The sequence below is a fragment of the Paenibacillus sp. LRG-1 genome (genome assembly GCF_057220305.1).
In genome coordinates this window covers 2,515,897-2,539,813 of sequence record NZ_CM170126.1, presented here as the reverse complement: position 1 = coordinate 2,539,813, position 23,917 = coordinate 2,515,897, and the positions used below count along the sequence as shown (strand labels likewise).

Annotated in this window: 26 protein-coding genes; 3 read left to right on the top strand and 23 right to left on the bottom strand. The window is 45.8% G+C overall.

Features of this window, described 5'->3' with window-relative positions:
- Positions 1-49: 49 nt before the first annotated feature.
- The 15 genes from ACUUJN_RS11625 to ACUUJN_RS11555 all read right to left on the bottom strand — a co-directional run bounded on the left by ACUUJN_RS11625 (position 50) and on the right by ACUUJN_RS11555 (position 12,325).
- A complete protein-coding gene (locus ACUUJN_RS11625; RefSeq protein WP_264453841.1) occupies positions 50-1,918 on the bottom strand; it encodes an alpha/beta fold hydrolase in 1,869 nt (622 codons plus the stop codon).
- A gap of 60 nt (positions 1,919-1,978) precedes the next feature.
- Positions 1,979-2,557 carry a TetR/AcrR family transcriptional regulator gene (locus ACUUJN_RS11620; protein WP_023988411.1) on the bottom strand — a complete coding sequence of 193 codons (579 nt, stop codon included), beginning with the start codon at positions 2,555-2,557 and terminating at the stop codon, positions 1,979-1,981.
- A gap of 69 nt (positions 2,558-2,626) precedes the next feature.
- Positions 2,627-2,971, bottom strand: a complete 345-nt coding sequence (locus tag ACUUJN_RS11615) for a cupin domain-containing protein (protein ID WP_028542344.1) — start codon at positions 2,969-2,971, stop codon at positions 2,627-2,629.
- Positions 2,972-3,092: 121 nt separating this feature from the next.
- Entirely contained in the window at positions 3,093-3,428 is a 336-nt protein-coding gene (locus tag ACUUJN_RS11610) for a YolD-like family protein (RefSeq protein ID WP_028542345.1), read from the bottom strand.
- 12 nt (positions 3,429-3,440) lie between these two features.
- Entirely contained in the window at positions 3,441-3,635 is a 195-nt protein-coding gene (locus tag ACUUJN_RS11605; RefSeq protein ID WP_028542346.1) for a hypothetical protein, read from the bottom strand.
- 154 nt (positions 3,636-3,789) lie between these two features.
- Positions 3,790-4,173 (bottom strand): VOC family protein, encoded by a 384-nt coding sequence (locus ACUUJN_RS11600; RefSeq protein WP_023988409.1) that lies wholly within the window; start codon positions 4,171-4,173, stop codon positions 3,790-3,792.
- Between the two features lie 66 nt (positions 4,174-4,239).
- Positions 4,240-4,728 carry a hypothetical protein gene (locus ACUUJN_RS11595; protein WP_023988408.1) on the bottom strand — a complete coding sequence of 163 codons (489 nt, stop codon included), beginning with the start codon at positions 4,726-4,728 and terminating at the stop codon, positions 4,240-4,242.
- Between the two features lie 85 nt (positions 4,729-4,813).
- Entirely contained in the window at positions 4,814-5,176 is a 363-nt protein-coding gene (locus ACUUJN_RS11590; protein ID WP_023988407.1) for a response regulator, read from the bottom strand.
- A gap of 333 nt (positions 5,177-5,509) precedes the next feature.
- Positions 5,510-6,496 carry a metal ABC transporter substrate-binding protein gene (locus ACUUJN_RS11585; protein ID WP_068940797.1) on the bottom strand — a complete coding sequence of 329 codons (987 nt, stop codon included), beginning with the start codon at positions 6,494-6,496 and terminating at the stop codon, positions 5,510-5,512.
- 52 nt (positions 6,497-6,548) lie between these two features.
- On the bottom strand, positions 6,549-7,397 hold the full coding sequence (locus tag ACUUJN_RS11580) for a metal ABC transporter permease (protein WP_028542348.1): 849 nt from the start codon (positions 7,395-7,397) through the stop codon (positions 6,549-6,551).
- Complete coding sequence (locus tag ACUUJN_RS11575; RefSeq protein ID WP_025724201.1) at positions 7,343-8,050, bottom strand: metal ABC transporter ATP-binding protein; 708 nt, start codon at positions 8,048-8,050, stop codon at positions 7,343-7,345. The genes ACUUJN_RS11580 and ACUUJN_RS11575 overlap by 55 nt, the downstream gene beginning before the upstream one ends.
- A gap of 217 nt (positions 8,051-8,267) precedes the next feature.
- The gene (locus ACUUJN_RS11570; protein WP_076160280.1) at positions 8,268-9,290 is read right to left on the bottom strand and encodes an ABC transporter substrate-binding protein; all 1,023 of its coding nucleotides are present in this window, start codon (positions 9,288-9,290) and stop codon (positions 8,268-8,270) included.
- Between the two features lie 64 nt (positions 9,291-9,354).
- Positions 9,355-10,143: an ABC transporter ATP-binding protein gene (locus tag ACUUJN_RS11565; protein WP_069079663.1), complete on the bottom strand. Its 789-nt coding sequence runs from the start codon at positions 10,141-10,143 to the stop codon at positions 9,355-9,357.
- Positions 10,140-11,249 (bottom strand): FecCD family ABC transporter permease, encoded by a 1,110-nt coding sequence (locus ACUUJN_RS11560; protein ID WP_053325335.1) that lies wholly within the window; start codon positions 11,247-11,249, stop codon positions 10,140-10,142. The genes ACUUJN_RS11565 and ACUUJN_RS11560 overlap by 4 nt, the downstream gene beginning before the upstream one ends.
- Complete coding sequence (locus ACUUJN_RS11555; protein ID WP_053325334.1) at positions 11,246-12,325, bottom strand: CobW family GTP-binding protein; 1,080 nt, start codon at positions 12,323-12,325, stop codon at positions 11,246-11,248. The genes ACUUJN_RS11560 and ACUUJN_RS11555 overlap by 4 nt, the downstream gene beginning before the upstream one ends.
- A gap of 234 nt (positions 12,326-12,559) precedes the next feature.
- Here ACUUJN_RS11555 and ACUUJN_RS11550 point away from each other — a divergent pair, with 234 nt between their 5' ends.
- Genes ACUUJN_RS11550 through ACUUJN_RS11540 form a run of 3 tightly spaced genes read left to right on the top strand, consistent with a single transcriptional unit; the run spans position 12,560 to position 15,669 of the window.
- The gene (locus tag ACUUJN_RS11550; protein WP_068940793.1) at positions 12,560-13,561 is read left to right on the top strand and encodes a permease; all 1,002 of its coding nucleotides are present in this window, start codon (positions 12,560-12,562) and stop codon (positions 13,559-13,561) included.
- A gap of 8 nt (positions 13,562-13,569) precedes the next feature.
- Positions 13,570-14,547: a TIGR03943 family putative permease subunit gene (locus ACUUJN_RS11545; RefSeq protein WP_071558808.1), complete on the top strand. Its 978-nt coding sequence runs from the start codon at positions 13,570-13,572 to the stop codon at positions 14,545-14,547.
- 18 nt (positions 14,548-14,565) lie between these two features.
- Entirely contained in the window at positions 14,566-15,669 is a 1,104-nt protein-coding gene (locus tag ACUUJN_RS11540; RefSeq protein WP_069079660.1) for a CobW family GTP-binding protein, read from the top strand.
- A 111-nt stretch (positions 15,670-15,780) separates the two neighbouring features.
- On the opposite strand, the gene ACUUJN_RS11535 is transcribed toward ACUUJN_RS11540, so the two are convergent.
- The 8 genes from ACUUJN_RS11535 to ACUUJN_RS11500 form a co-directional block, all read right to left on the bottom strand.
- On the bottom strand, positions 15,781-16,026 hold the full coding sequence (locus ACUUJN_RS11535; RefSeq protein WP_013310118.1) for a type B 50S ribosomal protein L31: 246 nt from the start codon (positions 16,024-16,026) through the stop codon (positions 15,781-15,783).
- A gap of 17 nt (positions 16,027-16,043) precedes the next feature.
- A complete protein-coding gene (locus ACUUJN_RS11530; protein WP_484669651.1) occupies positions 16,044-16,514 on the bottom strand; it encodes a hypothetical protein in 471 nt (156 codons plus the stop codon).
- Positions 16,515-16,609: 95 nt separating this feature from the next.
- Positions 16,610-16,759 carry a 50S ribosomal protein L33 gene (gene rpmG / locus ACUUJN_RS11525; RefSeq protein WP_007430271.1) on the bottom strand — a complete coding sequence of 50 codons (150 nt, stop codon included), beginning with the start codon at positions 16,757-16,759 and terminating at the stop codon, positions 16,610-16,612.
- Positions 16,760-16,827: 68 nt separating this feature from the next.
- Positions 16,828-17,397 (bottom strand): hypothetical protein, encoded by a 570-nt coding sequence (locus ACUUJN_RS11520; protein WP_053325330.1) that lies wholly within the window; start codon positions 17,395-17,397, stop codon positions 16,828-16,830.
- A gap of 80 nt (positions 17,398-17,477) precedes the next feature.
- Entirely contained in the window at positions 17,478-18,860 is a 1,383-nt protein-coding gene (locus ACUUJN_RS11515; protein WP_028542356.1) for an MFS transporter, read from the bottom strand.
- 93 nt (positions 18,861-18,953) lie between these two features.
- Entirely contained in the window at positions 18,954-19,421 is a 468-nt protein-coding gene (locus ACUUJN_RS11510; protein ID WP_023988393.1) for a MarR family winged helix-turn-helix transcriptional regulator, read from the bottom strand.
- A 229-nt stretch (positions 19,422-19,650) separates the two neighbouring features.
- Positions 19,651-22,644, bottom strand: a complete 2,994-nt coding sequence (locus ACUUJN_RS11505; RefSeq protein WP_484669650.1) for a GAP1-N2 domain-containing protein — start codon at positions 22,642-22,644, stop codon at positions 19,651-19,653.
- Positions 22,641-23,906: a TRAFAC clade GTPase domain-containing protein gene (locus ACUUJN_RS11500; protein ID WP_023988391.1), complete on the bottom strand. Its 1,266-nt coding sequence runs from the start codon at positions 23,904-23,906 to the stop codon at positions 22,641-22,643. The genes ACUUJN_RS11505 and ACUUJN_RS11500 overlap by 4 nt, the downstream gene beginning before the upstream one ends.
- Positions 23,907-23,917 lie beyond the last annotated feature (11 nt).

Sequence of the window (23,917 nt, the reverse complement as noted above, 5' to 3'; positions counted from 1 at the left end):
TAAAAAACCAGTCGGCACTTGATTTATATGTGCTAGGCTGGTTTTATTTTTATACACTAACGTTATTCTGTCGTATGTGCTGCTTTAGATATTGCGCTGTTCGTTCCGGTTGCGAGATCGGAAAATGATGGGCTGCCGGAATATTCAGCGTATGCAGGGCATGAAATGGCTCGGGCAACTTATAGATCTGATCCTTCACACCCCATAGAATCGAAACCTCCTCTTTATCCATTCTTTCGGGTATCTCAGGGACCGACCGGAAGCTATCGGACTTGGTTAGCATGGCTAGGGCTTGCGCAGTCGTCTTTCTTACGCGTGGGGAACGCATTTCTTCAAGAACATATGTGATGTATGCTGACGGGATATCGTCGATACTTTCAAAACAAGTCTGCGCAAGCAATTGCTTGCGTAAGCCTGACTCGCTGAGTCTGCCTAGCATACTCTCCGTAATTCGTGCGCTCCGATATCTGCGCGGAGCAGTATGCAATACAGGCTGCAATAGGTGTAAGCTACTGATACGCTCAGGTACGCGTTCCCATGCCTTAGCAGCTAGTAGTCCGCCGAACGAATGACCTACAAGGCAGATTGGCGTTTCCAAAGCCTGAATAGCCTGCACTAACGATTCAATGTGGCCTTCTAGTACATCCTCCTTATGATGGTATGGGGAACGGCCAAAACCGGGAAGATCCACCAAGCAAACAGAGGATTCCGGAAATTGATTTGCCAGCGGTATCAAACAATCTGCCCCGCTGAAAGTACCGTGAACTAATACGATCGTTGGATTTCCATTCTTCACCCTTCGCTCCAGGGTAGCTAATGGCCCACGTCTGTTGCGGACATATCCATCTGTATCTATGGTGGAATGAGCAATCCTGAAATCAAGATCAGTAATGACAAATGGGAACATGCTTTTGTTCGTTGCCTGTGACAACCCGTATTTACGTTGAATCTCTCGTGCTGCATCCAGTGGGTAGTCCACATCCACGATAAAATCGAGTGATTCCTTCGGAATACCTAACTTTTGGCCCAGAGGAGTACCCAATATACTGGTTAGCCAAGCTGGCGAGATCGAACCGAGCGGTTTACAGACACGAAGCTCCTTCGCCATATTCGTTCCCAGCTCTATCATCGTTGGACTCTGCTGCCTGTCATCCATCAAGTAGTATGTTTCACTAGCAGGATGTGATTCCTTCGTAAGAACACTGATCAATTCGGCTGCATGATCTACATGGACCAAGGGAAGCCAATGAGATTTTCCGCCGGGGACAAGTCCCATAAGCTTGCGCGCTGTAGAACCTACGAGAATGCCTAGCCCACCAGTTTGGGGCGTATCCCCAGACTCTGAGTCACCCATGACAACGCTCAAATGGACAACCGAAAGCGGAAATCCTTCCTTGTGTGCTCCTTGACGAATACGCAAATCAGCCAAAAATTTCATCCTTTCATATGGAGGCGCCTGTTCCAAATGAGCGATGACGGGCTCAGGAGTAATCCAGTTATGATCATTAAAAGGGCTTTTATACCCAACCAAATGAATAAAATGTCGTAACCCTTTGCTCGCATGAATATGTGTAGCCAACGTTATCATTTCTTCTGCCGCTTGTAGAAAAGCTGCTCTCGCATCCTCCTCTCCCAGCAGAATATCCATCGGGCCTCCTGCGTGAATTATCACATCTGCTGTCTCCACGAGTTGCCTGTCAACAGGATTTAATCCTAGAGCAGGTATACTCAAATTGCCAATAACCGGTGTTAATTTCCCGATATGCCATGCTGTCTCCAAATCCATTTGCCTGCATATTTGTTCCCACTTCTGCTGCGAACGAACCAGGACGGTAATAGTGTGTTCCGCCTTTGAAAGTTGTCGTAACGTATGCATGCCGATAAACCCTGTACCGCCCGTGATAAAGATATGTGCCATATACGAAACCTGCCTTTTTTAATTTTTAGTACTTCGTAGTACTAATGAAGATTAAAAAAATCACTTTAGCAGAAGTGCTAAAGTAAATTTTAAATTTTCGAGTATGCTCGGGTCCTGGCTTGCATGCTGCAGAAAGAGCGCACCTTCAATGGCCGAGACGATGAATTGGGCCGTCGACCTCGCAGGAAGTTCAGCCTGAATCTCTAATCTTTCCCTTCCCTCGTTCAGCAATATTTCTACGGTAGTGATTTGGCTTTGGAAGAACTGGCTTATTTTATTCCGAAACAAGGCGCTATCTTGAGGCATTTGCGTATAAAGAGTAATAAAGGGACAGCCTCCCAAACAATCTGTCTCTTGCTCTGTCAGCAATTGAAGAAGGATTTCAAAACGTTCCTGAACAGACTGATCCTTACGCGAAACAACTTCATAAATCATCTCATTATACGTTTGAATCAGTTGATCCAGAATGGCTGAAAGTAGCTCTTCTTTACTTTTAAAATAATAGTAAATGTTGGTTTTGGACACATTGCTCACAGCCACAATTTCATCCATACTTGTTGCATGATATCCTTGGGTAAGAAACAATGAGGTGGCGATGCGCAGAACAACATCCCGATTCGTGATTTTATTTTTTTTCATCATATTTAGCACTATACGGTACTAAAAAAGACTTGTCAACCTTCGCTGGAACATGTCTGCTCCAAAATATTATTTTTCGGCCAGAACCCGGTCACCTCTGCTCGCAGGCTGAGAAATAACCAAAAATTCAACATCCTGATTCGTTTCATTAAACATTTGATGAGGCACCATAGGAGGAACCTCACACCCTTCCTGAGATCCTAATTGGATTCGTTCACCATCCACTTCAAGTACCGCTGTACCTGATAAAATAAAGAAAAATTGGCGCGCATGATGATGATAATGTCTGACCTCATGTGTATTTCCGGGCATCCGCTCATGAATAATGCTCAAATCATTATTTTTCACCAAGCGCCAACCATCACATTGATCTCCCCATATATAATGTTCAGCATTATTTTTACTTATTTTCATATTGAACTCCTCCTTTTGCAATTACAGTTTTATTTTAAATATGGATTCATAGAGCTACAATCTTAATTTTAAAAAACGGCGGGACAAATGTAAAAAACACTCCGACTTAGTCAGACTGTTTTTATATATGCGCCTCGATAATTTCCTCCAACTTAATCCAGCTAAAATCCTCTTCCCCACGGGATAGCTTCACTTCTCGCCGACTTGTGTTAATTACTGTGACCAGTCCACGCAGCTCCTCATCATCAAATGGATTGAACACTTTTAGCGTAATAGGCTTACGTTCGTTATAGGATACGATAATGGCCTGTTCAATCTGCTGCATTTCCTGATCGTCCAGTGCTGGCTTGCCGCGCCTTCCTTGCTCCTTCATCAGTCTTAAATATGCCTCCCGATGCTCAGGCAAAATCATGCGTGAGCTTTCCCATATGCCATTTCCTTCAAGCTTTTTCCCCATCGTAAGCCCCTCCTATGCTGTTCTGGTTACCGGATGCCATGCCAATACATGATCTAATCGAAAAACACGTGGCTGGCCTGTCTGTAAACAGATGGCTCGTATCAAGCCATTCTGCACACGATGCACCTCGATACGCCGATGAGACAGTTTGCCCTTCCGATCCAAATACACGATTTCCACGATCTGCCCCACGTATTTTTCCAACATGATCCTTCACTCCTTATCAGAACGTTTGTTTGTATTATATGCGAACATGCGTTTGATTATCAATGTAAAAAAATCCCCTGAGGGATTTGACTCTCTCAAGGGATTTCGTAACAATGTAATCTGAACTTAAAAATTTAACTTCTACAAAAATTTATTATTTAGTTCGTTCCCTTACAGCAAAGTAATTTTCTTCATTATCTGCAAAGTTAAACACTCTTCCGAAAGGCATAGTTACAATTTCTCCAACTTTGACATTTTTATTTGATAAGTCGTCATATAATTGATCAAGATTTTCCGAAAAAAACATTAAAGAAGGTGTACCGAGATTTAATTCAGGTGACATTTTAGCAACGAATTCCTTATTGTGGAGAATAATGCTTGTTTCTGCACCCTTTGCAGGAGCAATTTCAATCCATCTCATTCCTTGACCATTATTTTCTTCAGAAATTACTTTAAATCCTACTTTTTTTGTCCAAAAATCCAGTGCCTCATCCTGGTTATTTACATACAACATAATTTGACCGACTTTACTAATCATTGATTTTTCAACTCCTTTGTATAAGTAATTACCAAACCTCGATGGCCCTAATCCCATCTCCTCACTTTAAAATTCATAGGTGGATAGCTTAATATCTTCTTTATTCAAATCTTTCAGCGGATAGACAGGGCCATTCCAATAAGTCAGAATATCAAGCGGCTCATTAGTACCATGTTCTTTTAAAGAAAGAGATAATTCAAGTAATAAATGTGGAAGTTGATAAGAGCTTGTTAAAAACTGATATTCCTCTGGACTTTCACAGTCTTCTGCTCGATAGAACACAAAGTATCCCTCGGTATGATCCCCAATGAGTACAATATAGCGAGCAAGAAACATAATTTCGCCATTGGCAAAAGGAATGGAATGTGTCGAAGCAGAGATCAAATCGGTCTCTAATCCCTCAATACGAAGGGTAAGTTCATTGTTAAGAGCATCCATTCTTTCCCTTTGTTCGCTGACGAGGTGTTCATAATTTACAGGGACAAGCCCTCCATTCTTGATCGTAGCGATCAGTTCGTCTATAAATACTTTTTGAGACAACACTCGATTGCTCATCCTATTCATCTCCATATTCGTGAAAATAAGCATGGAATTCTCGCTTTAACATGTTCAATATTTATGTATTAAAAATCTTGATTCCTTAACTCCCCAGCATTTTTGTGACTGCATTCACGACCCTTTCCATCTCAAATGGTTTAACAATAAAGTCTTTTGCACCTGCCTGAAATGCTTTTATAATCGCTTCCTGCTGCCCCAAAGCAGAACACATCAAAATGTTGGCTTGGGGATCAAGCTCTACAATCTTTTTAACAGCCTCAAGTCCGTCCATCTTAGGCATATTAATATCCATGGTGATTAAATCGGGACGAAAGTGTGCGTATTTCAAAACAGCATCATACCCATTTTCTGCTTCCGCAATAACAGCGTGACCTAAATCCAAAAGAATATCCTTAAGCACAGAACGCATAAATAAAGAGTCATCCACTACTATAACTGTTGCCAAATTAACCTCTCCAATCCGTTGTCAAATGATATGCACGCCCAAACTTCAATATCGGTGAATAAACTAGTAATATTAATAGAAAGAATCTGTAAAAATAAAAACGCTACCAATGAATTATAAAAGAAATTTGAAACTAGCTACTACAGAATTAGTTTTCAAAAAAACGTTTCACAATGACGTAAATCATTTCTGAAAAGCAAATTACAAAGGACTATATATCTACTGTATCTAGAGCACTAGCCCAGAAAGTACAATCTTCTTAGATAGTTATAAAAAAACTGACGCCGGTATCATTCCGACGTCAGTTTTTAAACTTATTCGTTTAAGAATTCCTTATTCATTCAGAGCTTTTTTCAAAGCCTCCAGATTGTTTTTCATCACACCAAGGTAATCCAGGTTCTTCTGTTTGTCTTCATCCGTCAATCCTTCGAGCGGATTCAGTACATCGGTTTTTGAACCGATTTCAGTAGCTACGGTCTCAGCGACCTTCGGATCAACAAGAGTTTCAAAGAAAATCGTTTTAACATTATTTTCTTTAGCAAATTTGATAATACCCGCCAGCTTGTCTGGTGTAGGCTCTTGTTCCGGAGATAATCCGGCAATGGGTACTTGGGTCAGACCATATTGCTTAGCCAAATAACCAAAAGCAGCATGCTGCGTAATAAAGTCTTTACGTTTTACATCTTTCAGACCTGTTTTGAACTCGTTATCCAGCTCCTTCAGCTTGGCGATATAAGCATCAGCGTTTTTCTCATAATCAGCTTTGTTTGCCGGATCGGCTGCCACAAGCCCTGCTTCAATGGACTCCACTTCTTTTTGGGCCAAGACTGGATTAAGCCATACATGAGGGTCCAGCACATGATCATGATCATGGCCTTCCTCTGCGTGTGCTTCTTCTCCTTCTTCCTCAGCCGTGCCTTCCATCAGGTTCAATCCTTTGCTCGCTTCAACTACAACACGCTTATCGTTGGACGCGCTGCTCAAAGCCTGTTCTGCCCAACCTTCGACGATACCGTTATAAACAAATACGTCAGCATCCTTAACCTGTGCCATATCTTTGGCGCTCGGTTCCCAGTCATGCGGCTCAGCACCGGCAGGAATCAACGCGGTTACGTTAGCATGGTCTCCAGCAACTTGCTTGGTAAATTCATACATTGGATAAAAAGTGGTGACCACATTCAGCTTGTCTGCTGTTTGTGCCGCATTCGGCTCGGTTTGGGAAGCATTTGTAGCTGTATTATCAGATTTGGCTCCGCAGCCAGACAAAATAAGTGCTAGTCCCGCAGACAATACAAATGTTTTTTTGAACCATGTATTCATATTCATTACTCCTTTATGCGTTAGTTTTTAGTCACTCTCACTGTAATTACACTCACTGGCCTGTCGCATTCTTCCGTCGGGAAGCCTGCTGCTTGCCCAGCTTACGGACCAGCTTTTGAATACCAGCTCCTACGATCAGGAATAATAACAGCACCATGGCAATTGTCCCCCCTGGGGGTGTACTAAGTTCATACGACGCCGTTAAACCCATAAATACGCCGATCAATGCAGTGATCATAGATATCCAGATGGCTGCCGCGAAGCTCGGTGCGATTCGAATCGCCAGCGCCGCAGGGAGCACGATGAGTGAGGAGACAAGCAGCACACCGACAATCGGCATTGCAGCAGCTACAATCATCCCTGTTAAAATACTAAATGCAAATGAGATGGACTTGACAGGAAGACCATTAGTCTTCGCCGTTTCTTCATCAAAGGTAATCTGATACAATGGACGCCGGAATACAAAAAAGAAAATACCTCCGATCACAGCCACTACAATCATCAACATCAGCTCTGTCTGATTGACCGCTACTACCGAACCGAACAAATAAGCGGAAAACCCTTTGTTGATGCTCTGATTCAGATTCATTAAAATAACGGCCGTCGAGAGGCCACCTACCATAATAATAGCCACAGATATCTCACTATATGTTTTATAAGACCTGCGGACGTATTCAACGATAATCGCGCCGATTACGGCAACAATAAATCCAGTTATCGTTGGGTTAATGCCTAAATAGGCACCCGCTGCCACCCCTGCCAGCGATACATGCGATAGCATGTCCGCCATGAGAGCCTGACGCCGTAGCATCAGGTATACTCCAAGCACCGAGGCCAGCAGTGCAATTACCCCACCGGCACAAAATGCCCGCTGCATGAAGTCGTAGTGCAGCATTTCCATCCGCCATCTTCCTTCCTCTCAAGCTCAATAATTCGATCCAGATAATGTTGCACTTCCGATAGTCCATGGGTCACCATGACCACAGTTCTTCCATATTCCTTAACCTGCTGATTCATCAGATCGTAGAAATGATGGCGGCTTTCCTGATCCATTCCGGTCGTAGGCTCATCCAAAATGAGCAAATCCGATTCCTGAGCGAGTGCTCTTGCCACACAAATACGCTGCTTCTGTCCACCCGACAATTCTCCGATTTTACGGTGACGCAAATCCCACATGCCTACTTGACGCAGCGCCTGCTCAGTCAGATCATGATCCTCAGACCGCATACGGCGTAACCAAGAGCCATGAGTATATCTTCCTGAACGGACAAATTCCAAAATCGTACTTGGAAATCCGCCATTGAAAGCAGCAATTTGTTGGGATACAAATCCGACAACGAGCTTTTTGCCTTCACCTGTACGGTTAGACATGAACACCTTGCCCTTCCAAGGCTGAAGCAAGCCGAGCAACAGTTTGAGCATGGTTGATTTGGAAGCACCATTCGGTCCGGTAATAGCTACAAATTCTCCCGAAAAAATTTCAACATTGGCATCCACCAAGTTAGGAACGTCTCCGTAGCCAAATGTGACCTGTTCCAATGAGGCCAATAACATGACGCAAATCTCCTTTTCCTTTAAAAAGCCTGGAGCCATCTGAGCGATCATCATTTGCGCAGATTCTCCAGGTCGTTTATGATCATTAAACCATCTACCGTAATTATTACGATTTGGTAATAAAAAAATAAGCGTTTGATAAACGTAACCTTTACGCATTAGCAAGTTTAACAGTTTAGGCAAGGTTCGTCAATGTTTTGGAAACTCTTTTGTTTGTTTACTTCACCTTGTCCGGGTATAAGCCTGCCGCCAAGGTTTTCAACGCGATCGGAGCGCGCACGCCTTCAGCCGCTGCGGATAATGGCAGTACTATAAACCGTTTGTTTTTGATCGCTTCCACACCAGCCAGCGCAGGCTTGCTCAGGAGCAGCTTCTCTTTATCCGCCAGTGAAGTATCTCCATAGTCGAGAATGACAATGACGTCAGGATTACGGTTCACAACCTCTTCCCAGCTTACCTCGGTAAAACTTTTGTCGATATCATCAAAAATATTTTTCGCCTTCACACTTTCAATCAAAGACGTTAGGTAATTGTTGGCAGCCGTAAAGGGCTTGTCTTCTCCGCTGTCATAGACAAACACCTTGGGTGGCTGTTCAACAATACCAATTTGAGTCTGAATGGACTGCACTTGTTCACGAATGTCATTTACCAGCTTTTCTGCACGCTCCTCAACCCTGAAAATACGCCCAATATTTAGTATATCCTGATACACATCTTCTAACGTGGGACCCGGTTTATTTGAGGACTCCTGTACATAGGTCAGCACCCCTTGTTTGGCTAGCTCCTCACGGGAACCCAGATTTTTATCATTAAAGGCACTCTTCCAGCCCGCATAGGCAAAATCCGGTGCAGCGGCCATAAACACCTCTTTGGACGGATATTGTCCGGCCAGTACCGGGATTTTGTCATATTGAGCCTTATATTTTGGCAAAATCTGATCATCCAAATACGCAGTTCCTACCATAGAGGATTCCAGTCCAAGGGCCAGCATAACCTCAGTTGCATGCTGGTTCAATGTAACCGCGCGTTTGGGCGCCTCGGGAAATACCATTTTAACGCCCATGTTCTCAAGCTCTACCAACGTCTTATTGGTTGCCGATTGCAATGCGGCAGGTTGCTGCCCGTTTGCCAATGGATCGCTTGTTTGAGCTGTGTTTCCTGCTGCGCAGGCTGATAACAACAGCATCATCGCCAAAGCGAGCATAACCAGCGGTAACGCGGGCTTGCTATATTTTTTCATATGTACCGTCTCCTCTTTTATTTGTAGTATATCTTACCTCATCGTATCACCTTTTCTGTTGACGTTATGGATAGCCTCCTCTCCTGAGAGAATCCGGTAAAAAGGTAATATTCGGCTTCCCGGTTTTTGGATGAATGCAGATTTCTGTCTCCACACCGAATACACTCCACAGCAGGTCTGGCTGAAGCACATCCTCCGTTATGCCAGAGGCTACCACTTTGCCTTCTTTTAATACATACATTCGATCACAATAAAATGCCGCCAAATTCAAATCATGTAGTGCAGCTAGCGTAGTTATCCGAAGTGTTTTGACCAAATCCAAAATTTGCAACTGATACCTGATATCCAGATGATTCGTCGGCTCATCCAAAACAAGAAATCTCGCCTGCCCGGCCAAAGCTCTGGCGATCAATACCCGTTGCTTTTCGCCGCCGGACAAGGTGGCAAAGCCCTGATCTGCCTGAGCATCCATGCCTACCCGCTCCAGCGCCTGCTCGACCAGTTCATGATCGACGACAGTATCTGCTTCCAGCAGTTTCTTATGCGGATGGCGCCCCATCAGCACGATGTCCCGTACTGAAAAATCAAACGTTTGCGGCGCATCCTGACTCACCACTGCCATTTGTCGGGCCGTCTCTTTATACTTCATCCGCAGCATATCCTGGCCATCCAACGTAACCAAACCACTGTCAGGCTTTAGCACACGATACATATTTTTGAGCAACGTCGATTTCCCGCTGCCATTTGGACCGATCAATCCGACCAGCTCCCCTGCTTTTACCTGGAGACAGATGCCGTCGATCAGCCGTTTGTCGTGAATACTGAAGGTCACGCATTCGACTTCTATATTCATTTTTCGCCTCCAAACGAGTAGGAACTACGACGCAGCAGCCACACAAAAAAGGGTCCTCCGCACACAGCCGTCACAATACCAATCGGCAGCTCCTGGGGAGCCAGCAGGAGCCGGGCACACACATCAGCCCACACAACAAAAATAGCTCCCGCCAATAGACTGACAGGCAGCACGCGCCGATGATCTGATCCTACGACCAGCCTAACGATGTGCGGAATCATAAGCCCGACAAAGCCAATCGAGCCACTAACTGATACGACTGCCCCGGTTAAAAGAGACGCCATAACAACCAGTAATACGCGGAACGCCTGTACGTTCACACCGAGCGTTACTGCGGTCTCTTCACCCGTTAGCAAAGCATTCAGCGAACGGTATCGGGTCAGGAGCACAGCCGTTCCAACGGCTACAATGAGGCTTGGAATAAAAAGCGTATCCCATTGAGCACCTGCCAGACTTCCCATCATCCAATACATCGCGTCACGAATGCCTTTTTCATTCGGGGCCATCGTAACGATAAAGCTAGTCACTGCCGACAGCATCATAGACACCGCCACCCCTGCCAGCAATAAGCGGGTCGTCGATATGCTCCCAGCCACACGGGATAACGCGAACACCATAAGCATTGCAGTTAACGAACCTATAAAAGCAGATAAAGGCAGCGCAAGTCGTCCTAAAAATCCGAAAGCTCCGAACACAATCACCAACGTGGCTGTTACCGAAGCCCCAGACGAGACTCCTAAAATATAGGGATCTGCTAACGAATTACGGATTAATGCCTGTATAGTCGCCCCTGTAACAGCAAGTCCTGCTCCTACGACAACACCTAGCAGCACGCGTGGAAAGCGGATTTCCCAAACGATATATTGCTCAGGCTTGGTCCATGTCACGGGTATCCACTGGTCCAGCCAGGGAAGATGGGACAGTGCAATTCGCCATATCGTCCCCGGTGCGACAGCTACAGGACCCAGCATAACCGCGAGTGTGACCGAAAGCAACAGCCCAGCAGTCAGCAGCAGAATTGTTGTAAATCCCCAAGTAGGCTTGCCCGCTAGGTGTGCGCGAGAATTATGTTGTGATGGATTAAGGTTGCTCGTTCTCGAAGTCATGAACTACTCAATGGCTTTTCGGCCGCTTCCAGCTTTCTCAATTGTCCCTCGATCTCGGAAGCAGAGAAATTCTCACCCATGACAACCGCTACATCGTTCACTGGCTTTTGCGGGCGGATCGGAATGATTTCCAGCTCCCGATAGGCAAATTGAAACATCATCTGGCCCTCTGATTCCAGAAACCGCACAATTCCTTTGGCCCGGTAAATTTCAGCTGGCAAACTGCGGAACAACTGTTCAAACTCGGATCGTGGCACAGGTTGTCCAAAGAAATGCGTGTGAACAACTACATGGTCGTAGGAATGATAATGCTCCCCATGTTCGTGGTCATGGGCGTGATCAAGGTGATCATGAGACTGATGGTCTGTATGGTCATCATGATCATACGTGTGCAGATGATTTTCCGAATGAGGATGTTCACTCTCAATATCAACTGCGGATTCCTTATGCCGCAAAACGTCCATACGCTCCTCTCCTTGAGTGGAGAAAAAAATACCCGCGTCCACGTCACTTCGTTGCGTGCTCACAGTCAGAGCATATGGATTTAACTCTTTTACGAGGGCCTGTACTTTCTGCAACTCGCCCGCAGCCAATAAATCGGTCTTGTTAATAATCAGTTTGGAAGCGCACCGAAGCTGATCCTGCATCAAACGAAGCGACTTGCTTCTCTCGTTCCCCGAGGCAAAGTCCAGAAATTGATGCGCGTCTATGACCGTGATAACGGATTGTAAAATCATAGAGGAATAGATGGAGGCGTCTGTCACTGCATCTACAATCTCCATCGGGTTAGCCACTCCGGTACATTCTACAATAATCACGTCCGGCTTATATTCATCAGCAAGATTCATGAGCTCGACGCCCAAATCCCCGCGAATGGTACAGCATATACAACCGCTGAGCATTTCCTTCATGGGTGCTTGGCCATTCACCAAACTGCCGTCCAGATTAACATCACCCAACTCATTCATCAAAATGGCTGGCTTGAGGCCCTTCTCCTTGTAGTAAGCCAGCGCATGCTGAAGAAGAGTGGTTTTACCGCTACCCAAAAAACCGGATAAAACAACAATCGGTATCATATAACCCCTCCTTGTCTTTGCAACATTTAATATGGATCGTACCGTAAAAGTTTCCTTCTTGCAATCATTTATCGAAATTTAATCGTAATAATTACTAATAACAAACATAAATATATATGACCACTCTTTGAATTGTCAATATAGGAGGTGAGACAAGCACAATCCAGCGGGCATGATTGTCCCTCTACAGACATAGGATGTAGATAAGAACCCTTATTCTCAAGGAGACGTGGAATGAAAAACAGTACGCTGTTGAAGATGCTGCCTTTTATAATTCCGTTTGCCTTTCTCATCCCTGTGCTTGTCACGCTATCTCCCCAGTGGCTTCGTTTGTTAGATATGGGGCAGCTGCAACCGTTAAAAACGGTATTTATGGGCATTTTTCTGGAAGCTGTTCCGTTTCTCCTTATCGGTGTGCTCGTCTCATCCCTTTTGCAGTGGCTTGTACCGGAGACATGGATTCGCAAAATAGCGCCTGCGCATCCTGTACCGGGTGTCCTGCTGGCCTCCTTACTAGGTATGCTATTTCCCATCTGTGAATGCGGCATGATCCCTGTCGTTCGGCAATTAATGCTCAAGGGAATGCCTGCCTATATGGGTATCACTTTTATTTTAAGCGGGCCCATTATCAATCCCGTGGTACTGGCTGCGACGATGATGGCTTTCCCTTCCCATCCCGAGGTCACTGCCGTTCGAATGGGTTTGGCTTTTGCCGTCTCCGCGATCATCGGGCTGATCGTGTATGCCTTTGTACGAGTGCATCCGCTCAAACGGTCGTTGCTCTCTTTTAACCAGCAAAAGCAGAACAATCAGACTCATCGGCATAGTCGCACATGGCGGGGCTTTTTTGTACATGCTGGTGACGAGTTTTTGGACATGAGTAAATATCTCATTATCGGCGCACTATTAACAGCCTGCATTCAAACCTTCATCCCACGCGATGAACTGCTTTCGTTAAGCAATGGAACGGTTGGATCGTACGCCTTTATGATGGGTTTTGCCTACATACTGTCGCTGTGTTCCACCTCCGATGCCTTTGTAGCCACTGCTTTTTCACATACCTTTACACTGGGTCCGCTGGCAGCCTTTCTTGTACTCGGTCCGATGCTAGACTTCAAAGGCACGCTCATGCTGCTAAGCACCTTCCGCACCAAATTTGTCGCCATCCTGGGCTTGCTCATTGTTTCACTCGTCCTAGTGGGTTCTATAGCTGCTGAATGGTTATTAGGGAGGTGAATACAAACGTGAATTCAACCTTTAGCATTCGCTGGCAATACGGCATGCGCTCCTTGCTCCTGATCGGATTGGCTGTGTACATCGTCTCATTAAGCCGCACGAATGCACTTCATTACTACTTGGCTCCCCATATGCAAAAGCTGCTCCTACTCTGTCCTGTACCACTCTTGTTCATCGCATTGGCGATGGCATGGCACGGAATCATCGGGGAGCGGGACGGTGAGGATGTATGTGATTGTGAGCATCCGTTGCCGCAAAGCTGGTTCAAAAAAACACTCGTATATGGAATGCTGCTCATCCCGCTCCTGTTCGGTTCTCTGCTGCCCAATCAGGCACTTGGTAGTGATATGGCCGCCAAAAAAGGCATGTCCTTCACGTATCCCAACCCGGATATCCGACGAAAAACAGATACACAGACCACGAAAGCATCCACCGCCTCCCTTTTATCAACTGCATCTTCCGTCCCAACTTCGTCCCCTCCAGAGGGAAAATGGAGTCAGGAAACGCTGGATAAGCTGTTCGTTCCGCCTGACAAGTACAATGTAGAATTCGCCGAGCTGGCGAAACGCCTGTATCAGCAACCTATCATACAGATCAAGCCTGAGATTTTTTCCGAAACTATTGGAGCCATTGAGTTATATAAACAAGCTTTTGAAGGAAAAAAAGTACAGGTGACTGGCTTTGTCTATAAAGACGACAACCTGCCGGGTAAAGGCCTATTTGCAGTAGGAAGATTCCTCGTCATGTGCTGTACTGCCGATGCCATGCCATTCGGGATCATCGTCCAATCCCAGAAGGCCCCGTCCTTTGACAAGGATACCTGGGTGACCATTGAAGGAACACTGCATGCCACACAAAAGGGCAACGCTCCCGTACTTGAAATTCGATCCGAAAAAATAACCGCTGTCGAGCAGCCAGAATCCCCTTATGTCTATACCCAAGCAGACTCGGTAGCTACCTTTGATCGCTTGAACACAGCACACTAAACCCACCAAGGAGGAAAAATGATGAATAAAGTTCCTGTTATTTTAATCAGTGGTTTTCTTGGAAGCGGCAAAACAACACTGCTTTTGCGCCTATTAGCCCATACTCGTCAAATCCCCCTTCGTGCTGCTGTTTTAATGAACGAAATGGGCGAATATGATGTAGACAGCGCTATAATTTCAGAGGAAATGCCTGACGTAACAGTAGAAGGATTGCTAGAAGGCTGCATTTGTTGCAGCAAAAGAAATGAGCTGGCAGGGGCTCTGCATACCCTGCTCAGCCAGGAGCCAGATCTGATCTTCATGGAAACCACCGGGGTAGCCAACCCCGAACAAGTACTGGAGGAGCTTCGCTCCCCTCTACTGGCAGATCGGCTTTATCTGGTTCACAGCATCAGTGTTGTGGATGCTGAGCTGTTCCATGAATACAACAGCCGCTTTACGGCTGATAAAGAACTGGTTCGCACCCTGCACGGACAGCTGCGCACCGCAGACTTCATTGTGGTGAACAAGACGGATGCAGCAAGCAGCCGTGAAGTGACGAAGGTCGTCAAGAGCATCCGCAAGCTCAACGATACGGCCAAGCTGCAAACTACTGAATATAGCCGGGTTGACCTTGAACCACTACTAGAGCCTGTTCTGGCCTCCGCATCCGTTGCCGCGAAACCTGCACAGACACCTCAACCAGCACCTGCACAGGTCCAGCTCACTGATGCAGATGCACCGTTCGTCCCCATTCCCGTCAAAAGTATCGGAAGCACCAGTAGTGTCTCCAGAAGTACGGCTTTCAAAGTTATTTCGACACACAGTCATAACCACGATCCTAAGCAGCCTCATTCGTTCTCCCGTCTGGAGAGCATAACGCTGCATCAATATTCTCCTCAGCCACTCGAAAAACAACGATTAGAAAACTTTCTAACCGGGTTAGGTTCCTCACTGCTTCGAGCGAAAGGTTATTGCGTACTTCCTCAGGAAGGTACAATGCTTTTGCAATTTTCAGGAAATCACTTGGAGTGGCAGCCTACTGCACTTCCCGTGAGTCAGGGATATGTCACGCTAATTGGGGAGCAGCTCGACAAAGCATCCATTACCGACCAATGGGAACAGTGCTTCATTTCGCTATAAATGACAGGTCTAGATTAAGACAAAAAAACCTCCTGCATCTGCAGGAGGTTTTTTAAAAAGCGATGTTCACGGATTATTAGCATAATCCATAAACATAACGCTCGACTGTTCTTACTTAAGGTTATATTTTTTGTTAAAGCGATCCACACGGCCACCGATATCCACGTTTCTTTGTTTACCAGTGAAGAACGGGTGGGAAGCGGAGCTAGTATCTACACGGATAACTGGGTATGTGTTGCCATCTTCCCATTCCATCGTTTCTTGCGAATATTTAGTGGAAGCACTCAGGAAAGTAAATCCACAGCTAGGGTCCAAAAAGATAACTTTGTTCAATGTTGGATGAATATCTTTTTTCATTAGTTTCACCTAATCTTTCATATAGTTTTAGTTTCAAACTCAAACGTACTGGCGCAATACTCCATCAGTTGGCAAAAGGAACGGTTATGTCCCAGAAAAAAAGACGACAGATTATAACGGTTGCGCTCAAGCTCGTAAACGACAAGCAAACGATGCCGCATATATCGCATCGCCCATTGCACGAACGCTCCGGATCTTTCGTCAGCCTTCATCGTTATATAAGCATATAGTGAATGGTCCTCCGGCTCGTCCCAAATGCTGACACCAGCACAGGAGAACTCGGTAGCCACGTGCTTTCGATTCAAAAGGCAAAGCGTGCCATGTAGCTCGGCATCTATCATACAGCCTTGATAAAAAGCCGTTTTCTTAGGTGCAAGCTTTAACTTTGGACTCTCTGTCCACTGGACTAATTCAAGTTTTCGCCGGTTCCATAACGCAGGCTTTTGCAAACTTAACACGATTTCTTCATCGTTAACTGGAGAGATCATGCCGCAGCTCCTTTCATGAAGCCCTATATTCATTAGAATTACAGGCTCCGTTCAGGATGCAGGATCATTCAGGTTGCTATATAGCAAGCCTCAAATTATCTAGTTTCACGATGGATCGTGTACTTTTTCAGACGCGGAGAGTATTTTTTCATTTCAAGACGCTCCGGATGATTTCTTTTGTTCTTGGTTGTTGTATAGTTGCGATCACCGGATTCGGTGCATGCCAAGGTAACAATTACGCGCATTTCTCTTCCTCCTTAATTGGAATACATGGTATACAATTACAATAGTAATTTTTACGATTAGTTCTATTCTATAATTCATGCTCCGCTTTGTCAACCTTAGAGTCACGGTTTGTCGCTTCTTCTACCGTGTTCCAGCGATTACGGTACTGTGCAAGCTTCGGATGAAGTTCCTGGGGTTCGCTCGAAAGCAGCAATCTGACATTTCTAATCCATTCTCCAAACGATGCATAGGAAGCGCACAAATTTGCAGTTTCAGGACTCATGTACAAAAAAAGTGGGGTCGTATACTTTTCCGCCAAAAAACGGATGGCTGCTTCAATCGGCGTATACTTTTTACGCTTACCTTCCCAACTCTCAATCACAACAGCACTCAAAGCCTGCTCCCGCTGCCACTCTCCCAGCTCGTCCACCCGCTTGTAATACGAACGTACCGGCTGCTTCCACATTCTTCTGACGGTTTCTTCATGTAGCGGATACAGCACCAGCTTTGTAAAAGATAATGCAGCCCCCGTTTCGGCAAAAAGCTCCAGCTCTCTGGCTGTAATCTGCTCGAACGTATCATAGTAAACCATGGTCCCTTTATGCGTCTCGATCGGAGGCTCATAACCATAGGGCACATATTGAAGGTTTCTTGTCATGCTGGACACTCCGTCCTTCCATAGATGAACTTTTCCTTCTATATTATACCCTTGTTTTGGCATGAGTTTGCATCAAATGTTTATCCTTGTTCAACAGCAGGCGTATTACGGCGTGAACCCCTTCGGAATTGCAACGCATAAAGTCCCATCGTCACAAGCGCAATCAGTGCAAGCACCGTAAAAATATTGCTAAAATTGAACACCTGCACATTAGATACGACAGGATTCAAATGAAAGGACGACGAACTATCCAGCGTTTTGCCCAAAATACTTGTCGTGATCGCTCCGGCAATGAAATTCAGCAGAGATAGCAGCCCCATTCCAACACCAATCTGGTCTTTCGACAAGGTACGAGAAATCGTGTTGGACATGGCAATTTGCATGAAGGTCTGACCTACGTTTCCGAAAATAAGCAAAAATAAAATCAGATACGGAGATGCACCCACAAACGTAGACAAGCTGATAAAACAGATGAACAAAAGCGATACAGCTGTATAGACGAGAAACGAATTTCCTTTACTATCCGCCAAACGCCCCCCTCTTTTACCCAATAGAGCCGAAGCAATAGCAGCCGGAAACATAACCAGTCCAATTATTGCCGGCGTAAGCTGATTGAGACTGTTCAGAAACTGCGGTGCCAAGTACGGCAATCCAAAGCTAATCCCCGTCCCTAAAAAAGCGATAAGGAGCCCGTATGAATATTGCTTGTTACGGAACAGCTTCGGCTGGATGAATGGATCATGCGCAGTGTTAATGCGCCATATAAACAGTGCAAATAACACCATACCGAGCAGAAAAAACATCATATTGGTTTGCGAAATCGAAAGTAACAAGAAGGCTACTGTTCCACCCAGCAATAATCCACCAAGAAAATCGAACTTCTGATCCTCTCCACGCTGATCGTCCAAATATTTGCGGAAAAACGGCAATGCGATCAGTGGTAGCATGGAAATGACGAACAAAAAACGCCAGCTTGCAAAGCCTGTGATCAAACCGGAAATAATCGGAGCCAGTGCAGTACCTAACGCCAAGCCGATTGCTGTGACGCCCAAAGCACGTCCTCTTTTTTCAGCCGAGAAATAACGGACTGGGACGATCATAGCAGTTGCCGGAATAACTGCAGCCCCTGCAGCCTGAAGCAAACGAGCTACAATGAGCATCCAAAATTGATTGGCCAACAGTCCAATAAGCGAACCCAGTGCAAAAAAGATAATCCCAAACGTCAGCAAATCCTTAAGACGATATTTATCTGCCAATTTGCCGTAGGTCACCGAGCCAACCGCATACACGATCATATAGCCAGTCAGCAGCCAACTTACATCGGAAGCACTAATATGAAACTCCTCCCGAATCACAGGCATAACGACATTAAACATAAAAGCGTTCATCACTGAAAAAACAAGTGTGAAAGCCAACACACGCATAAGCTTATCCGCATTGGGATAAGTTTGTTCATTTATCATTTGGTTGTCTCCCTCTCCTGTAAACCTCTTATCTAAGATCGTATTTCACTGCTTTTGAATATCCCTATCCGGGTAAACTCTATATATATCCGCTCAAACGCGGGTGTTCGCATAACGGTAATCGTGGAGAATTTTTTTAAGCAGGCCGCGCAGCGTCTCCGATTCTCCGACAGATAACGTTTCACCTACCGAGCTTTTAATTGCCTCAATGGTACGTTCAGCTGTCTTGTGAATCTCCAAACCTTCCTCAGTCAAATAGATTTGCTTCATTCGTGCATCTTCCGGGTGACTTTTGCGTACTGCCCAGTTTTTCTTAACGATCCCGTTAACCAGGCTGGTAACGCTTGATTTATCAATAAGCAATAGCTTTTCCAAATCCGTATTGGTGACTCCAGGCGACATCGCCAGTATATAGAGCGTCTGCGATTGTGGGGAGGTGAGCCCCAAAGGGCGCAGTGCTGTTTCAATTTCGCGCCGGACGGTAGTGAAAATCCATTTAATTAAATACATCGTACTCTCTTCCTCCCAAGGAAGACAAACGGGATACACCTCACTTCCCATCTCACTACTAACCTCCATATCTATCTAATTTTAATAGTTTGAATTCCAACTAATTTTAATCAGCTGCCTAGTTGGTGTCAATACTTTCGTAAAATGATGTTTTATTAGATAAGGTGAATTTCAAATTTTGAATTCATCCTTTATGGAAATATAGGCATAATAAAAGACGAGCCCTTGAAGGAAACCCGTCTTTTACTTCATTCATCATTCATTACTGTTTTATTGTTGCTTAGTCCGCAGTTTTCACTTGAACTAGCGGATATTCTTCTCCATCAACGGTAACCGTACTAGCATCATTCAGCTCCAGCCGTTGCCAAATGGTCAACAGCGTACGATAAGGATACTTCTTCAGATCATACTCCGATGGTGCGTCAGTGTCTGTATTGGTTCCATTACCACTACCCTCAGTAGAAATCTCTGAAGTCGAGCCTCCGTCCGTATTGCCTGTCACTGCTCCAGACTGATCACCGCTTGTTCCACTGGGTTTACCACCACTGTCTGTGGATTGTCCATCTGCTGTCGTGCTTTTTGTAGTGGCGCTCCCAGTGTTTACGTCACTGGATGGATCATTGTTCGCTTTAATGGCTACTTCCTTGTCGTTCTGTTCAGCAAGCGTAAAATTTTCGTATAAGTGCTCCTGTTGATCCGTCCCGACAATGACGAGCTTCTTCGGCTTAAATTCTGCCTGCTCTGTCGATGTCTGAAACGCAAACAACAGCTTGACCATTTTCGTAGTGGACTTGGTATTAGGCACATGTGTCACTATCGCCGTAGGCTCCTCTTTTACGGGCACTGTAGGCTCTACAGGCTGTTGTACAGGCTTCGGAGCAGCAACAGGCGCAGGTGTGTCAACAGATCCGATCACTCCGGTTGCTTTAAGGCCACCTAGCGTACCTACAATGACAATCAGCACAATCCCGGAAATCACCCCACCTTTACGGAAACGACGAAGTGTTTTGACCAACGGCGTGTCCGTCTCCCGCTTTGCTGCCAAATAGAAATTTTTAAAAGCAGGCTTTGCAGGTTCAAAATATTGACGCCACAGCGTTTTTTTGTGCAATCCCTCTCGTCCTTCCTTTTGGAAGAATAGAAGTAGCGCACGTCGATACGCCGGTTCGAAACCGCCACGTGGAGTAGCAAACTCGGGGTGTTCCTCTGACCATCGGATAAAACGGTACATCGTATCGTTATCCTTCGCCCATTTGCGGATCGAACCGACTAGGCGAGCGAAGTCCAATATTCCTTCTCCCGGCCCGTCAGAACGATAGAAAGCAGGCAACAGACGGGCAAAATGGCCTTCCGCAAGCTGCTGGGGCAGCCAGCCATAAGCCCAATCCTGTACCTTTTCTACTTCGCCAGGCTCCAGGCCGTCCAGCACCGCCGGTTCCGGTTCCTCCGTATTAAACCAATCGTAAGCCGCAATCAATCGCACTGCTTGTCCCTTGAGAGGAGCAGGCAGCTTTCCAACCCACTGCACCAAATCGGGCCGTGTGAAAAATGGAATCTGTACGACCTGATCGGGTGATATTTCTTTTAGCTCTACTTCGGTAAGTAAATACCGATCCGACGCTTCCTGCAAGCGCTCTGTCAATCCAGATTGCTCCAACGGGGACAGTTTGCCTACGGCAGAGCTGCTGTCCCATTGACGCAAGCGTTGGTGAATGGCAGCCACAGCCTCTACTGGTTTTCTTTCGGCACGCAGTCTGCCCATCAGCGCAGATTCTGCCAAAAGCTGAAAATCGGCATTCGCCGACACTTCGATATACCGACTGCCCCATTCGTGCACAACAGCCAGCAGTCCCTTGGCATCCGGTGTTCTTTTCATCTGACTGTCCATGTAGGGAATGAACAGCATTTTTGTAAGTGCTGGATTACCCAACACTTTCGTAAAATATGCCTTGCCTAATGATGGATTTTCTTCAATCGTATGATAAATATACGTAACTGCTTCCGTATTTCTGGCAGTATAAGCATTGTTTAGCGAACGGATTAAATATTCCACCAACCGATTTTCGCTGCTGCGTGCATGAACTTTATAATAGTCCTTGAAACTATCGACTAGACCTACGTCTGGAATATATCCATCCTTCACCCGATCAAATTCATGATCAAAAAACGACAGAAACAGATCATTCAGCCTCATTTTACGTGGCAGCGCATCGGGTGGCGATAAATAATCAGTCAAGCTTCGTAACACAGCGATTCGTTGTTCGTTGTATAATGCCCGCTCTCCCTGCTCAATTCTGTACAACGTAATGAGCTCATGATAGCTGGATGGCGTCAAATCACGCCCGGCCTCCATACCTGTCAGCATTTGCTCGGCAAATTTGAAGAAATCGTCCGGCGTCTCACCATTCAGCAACGTACGAACAATCCAGTCAAAATACGGCTGTCTCACCTGCTCTGCATCCACATTAAGTATTCGACTATGGTTAGACAGGTCAAATACAAAGTCCTTTTCCACATTCCGATCACCGGGACGCAAACTAAAAGGCTCAACGAACATCAAGTGAATGCCTTTTCTGCTGTTCGGTTCCTGTGCATATGTAAGAAATCCGAGTCTGTTACGAAATGCATAAGGCAGTGCCGCATACAGCACACCCAGTAGCTGCTTGGCTGAAGATCCGACCGCTTCTACAGGAACATTCAGCGCTACATATACCTTTTTGCGACCTGCTGCGGACATCATGACTGCGTATAAAAGCTGTTTGAACACTTCTTCGCTCAGCTGTAATTGAGTCAGCACTGTAGACGGGTCAACAGCCGGAAATACACTTCCACCCGGTAGACGCTCCAATTCCGGCAAATCCGTTCCCTGCTCAATATCATAGGTATCAACAAAGGATGTGTTCAGCCACTGCTTATAGTCAGACGGAGATTCACCATGTCCGGCTGGAATCACATAGTTGTGCGTGAAAAAGGCGCTCCGCAGCCCAGTAAAATCCGCGGCCTTATAAATACTGCGGCCAAGCACTACATCCCCGGACTCCGTCCGTACCAGATGTATAGCTTCCGGATAGACGCTTTCCTGTTTCTCACCACGCGCCGTCAAAGCAGCAGGCGCATCATATACACATAAGGGATGGAGCACCTTTTTAATAAAAGAAGCATCCAATCCTTTGGAATTAGCCACTGTATCGAAGCCTTCCGTAGAACGGAAAATACCACGCCGTTCCCGTGTGTACATCTGCTGTTGTATTAAATGAGAGGTAGAATAACTCACTGTGATTCTCTCCCCTCAATGTACTTCAACTTATAAAGCAGCCAAATGAATGGCTCATCCACACGGATCGGACTAACCAACCCTTGCAGCTTTTGCTCCACCGGATTGCTACCCAGCGCGGAAACTGCGAAATAGGCCGTATCCGTAAAATATACATCCATCGTGCCCTTGAACGGCTTATCCACCTTTTCGATGAAGCGTCGAACTTCGCCATCAATGTTCGCGAACTCATCCAAATCCATATATTTGCGATGCTCCATCGGATTAAAAATATTGCTGTTCGTCTTGATGTATGTGCCTTCTTCATCTGCCAACGCAGTAAGCATATCACTTTTGGTCAGGACGACAGCGGTCGGAATATCCGTTTTCCCTTTTTCCTGATAAGCGATAAAATCACCGAACATCGTAAGTACGACATCACGCGGTTCATCGTATTGCGAGACCCATTCACCCGGCTTATCGCCAAGGTTAATCTTAATGCGCTCCCGAATAGAGCGGATTTGCAGTGGATCGACCATAAAGAGAATACCTGCAGAATTCTTAATATGCTGTCCATGCAGTCCCAGATAGTCCTGATCTACCATTCCCTCACCGGCGACATCAAAAAATACCAGCGTCAGTGGCGGCTTTTCCTCATCCTTAAATACAAACTGGAAGATAAAAGGCTCCTGCATCTTTTCTTTTTGTGTCGATGTAAGCAGATCCCCTCGTTCAAATAGGGGTTCCTCATACATGGTGCGGAACTTTCGGCTGATCTCTGCATTGAGCGGCATGCAAGCCGCGTCAAAATGATCGGCCGTAACATGCTGCAACGTGTGAATCAGTGAGGTCATATAAACAGATTTCCCCGCCTGCGAAGCTCCAATGATCGAAATGATATTGCTAGGCACCTTACCCGCGGTCACGGGCAGTTCGTTATGGCAGTGCGGGCACAGTCGGTGACGCGTCAGCTCGCCATAACGGTCCGTCAGTCCTGTCAGTACATGATCAGAATACAATCGATGTTCCTCAGGGACATCATGGGGATGCAAAATCGCCTCCATATCATGCACACTGTCCAAACCAAAACGCTCCCGATATTTGTTCAACAGCTCATCTTCACCCAAAGCGTAGTCCTCGTCATCTTCACGGTGATGAGAAGCACGGAATACCACTTCCTCCGGGGAAAATTTACTAAAGCAATAAGGGCACACAATATCATAAAATAACGGCCTTGGCGCTGCCTGTGGCTTTCTTCTGAATAAATTGCTAAGAAAACTCATCGGTTGCGGCC

Excerpts from the sequence above, each read along its gene's own strand:
- ACUUJN_RS11595 (WP_023988408.1), bottom strand. The coding sequence starts at position 4,728 with ATGAGCAATCGAGTGTTGTCTCAAAAAGTATTTATAGACGAACTGATC.
- ACUUJN_RS11615 (WP_028542344.1), bottom strand. The coding sequence starts at position 2,971 with ATGAAAATAAGTAAAAATAATGCTGAACATTATATATGGGGAGATCAA.
- ACUUJN_RS11530 (WP_484669651.1), bottom strand. The coding sequence starts at position 16,514 with ATGATCTCTCCAGTTAACGATGAAGAAATCGTGTTAAGTTTGCAAAAG.
- ACUUJN_RS11500 (WP_023988391.1), bottom strand. The coding sequence starts at position 23,906 with ATGAGTTTTCTTAGCAATTTATTCAGAAGAAAGCCACAGGCAGCGCCA.
- ACUUJN_RS11620 (WP_023988411.1), bottom strand. The coding sequence starts at position 2,557 with ATGAAAAAAAATAAAATCACGAATCGGGATGTTGTTCTGCGCATCGCC.
- ACUUJN_RS11625 (WP_264453841.1), bottom strand. The coding sequence starts at position 1,918 with ATGGCACATATCTTTATCACGGGCGGTACAGGGTTTATCGGCATGCAT.
- ACUUJN_RS11540 (WP_069079660.1), top strand. The coding sequence starts at position 14,566 with ATGATGAATAAAGTTCCTGTTATTTTAATCAGTGGTTTTCTTGGAAGC.
- rpmG (WP_007430271.1), bottom strand. The coding sequence starts at position 16,759 with ATGCGCGTAATTGTTACCTTGGCATGCACCGAATCCGGTGATCGCAAC.
- ACUUJN_RS11515 (WP_028542356.1), bottom strand. The coding sequence starts at position 18,860 with ATGATAAATGAACAAACTTATCCCAATGCGGATAAGCTTATGCGTGTG.
- ACUUJN_RS11560 (WP_053325335.1), bottom strand. The coding sequence starts at position 11,249 with ATGACTTCGAGAACGAGCAACCTTAATCCATCACAACATAATTCTCGC.
- ACUUJN_RS11565 (WP_069079663.1), bottom strand. The coding sequence starts at position 10,143 with ATGAATATAGAAGTCGAATGCGTGACCTTCAGTATTCACGACAAACGG.
- ACUUJN_RS11550 (WP_068940793.1), top strand. The coding sequence starts at position 12,560 with ATGAAAAACAGTACGCTGTTGAAGATGCTGCCTTTTATAATTCCGTTT.
- ACUUJN_RS11575 (WP_025724201.1), bottom strand. The coding sequence starts at position 8,050 with ATGTTATTGGCCTCATTGGAACAGGTCACATTTGGCTACGGAGACGTT.
- ACUUJN_RS11600 (WP_023988409.1), bottom strand. The coding sequence starts at position 4,173 with ATGATTAGTAAAGTCGGTCAAATTATGTTGTATGTAAATAACCAGGAT.
- ACUUJN_RS11605 (WP_028542346.1), bottom strand. The coding sequence starts at position 3,635 with ATGTTGGAAAAATACGTGGGGCAGATCGTGGAAATCGTGTATTTGGAT.
- ACUUJN_RS11520 (WP_053325330.1), bottom strand. The coding sequence starts at position 17,397 with ATGACAAGAAACCTTCAATATGTGCCCTATGGTTATGAGCCTCCGATC.
- ACUUJN_RS11610 (WP_028542345.1), bottom strand. The coding sequence starts at position 3,428 with ATGGGGAAAAAGCTTGAAGGAAATGGCATATGGGAAAGCTCACGCATG.
- ACUUJN_RS11510 (WP_023988393.1), bottom strand. The coding sequence starts at position 19,421 with ATGGGAAGTGAGGTGTATCCCGTTTGTCTTCCTTGGGAGGAAGAGAGT.
- ACUUJN_RS11585 (WP_068940797.1), bottom strand. The coding sequence starts at position 6,496 with ATGAATACATGGTTCAAAAAAACATTTGTATTGTCTGCGGGACTAGCA.
- ACUUJN_RS11535 (WP_013310118.1), bottom strand. The coding sequence starts at position 16,026 with ATGAAAAAAGATATTCATCCAACATTGAACAAAGTTATCTTTTTGGAC.
- ACUUJN_RS11555 (WP_053325334.1), bottom strand. The coding sequence starts at position 12,325 with ATGATACCGATTGTTGTTTTATCCGGTTTTTTGGGTAGCGGTAAAACC.
- ACUUJN_RS11580 (WP_028542348.1), bottom strand. The coding sequence starts at position 7,397 with ATGGAAATGCTGCACTACGACTTCATGCAGCGGGCATTTTGTGCCGGT.
- ACUUJN_RS11570 (WP_076160280.1), bottom strand. The coding sequence starts at position 9,290 with ATGAAAAAATATAGCAAGCCCGCGTTACCGCTGGTTATGCTCGCTTTG.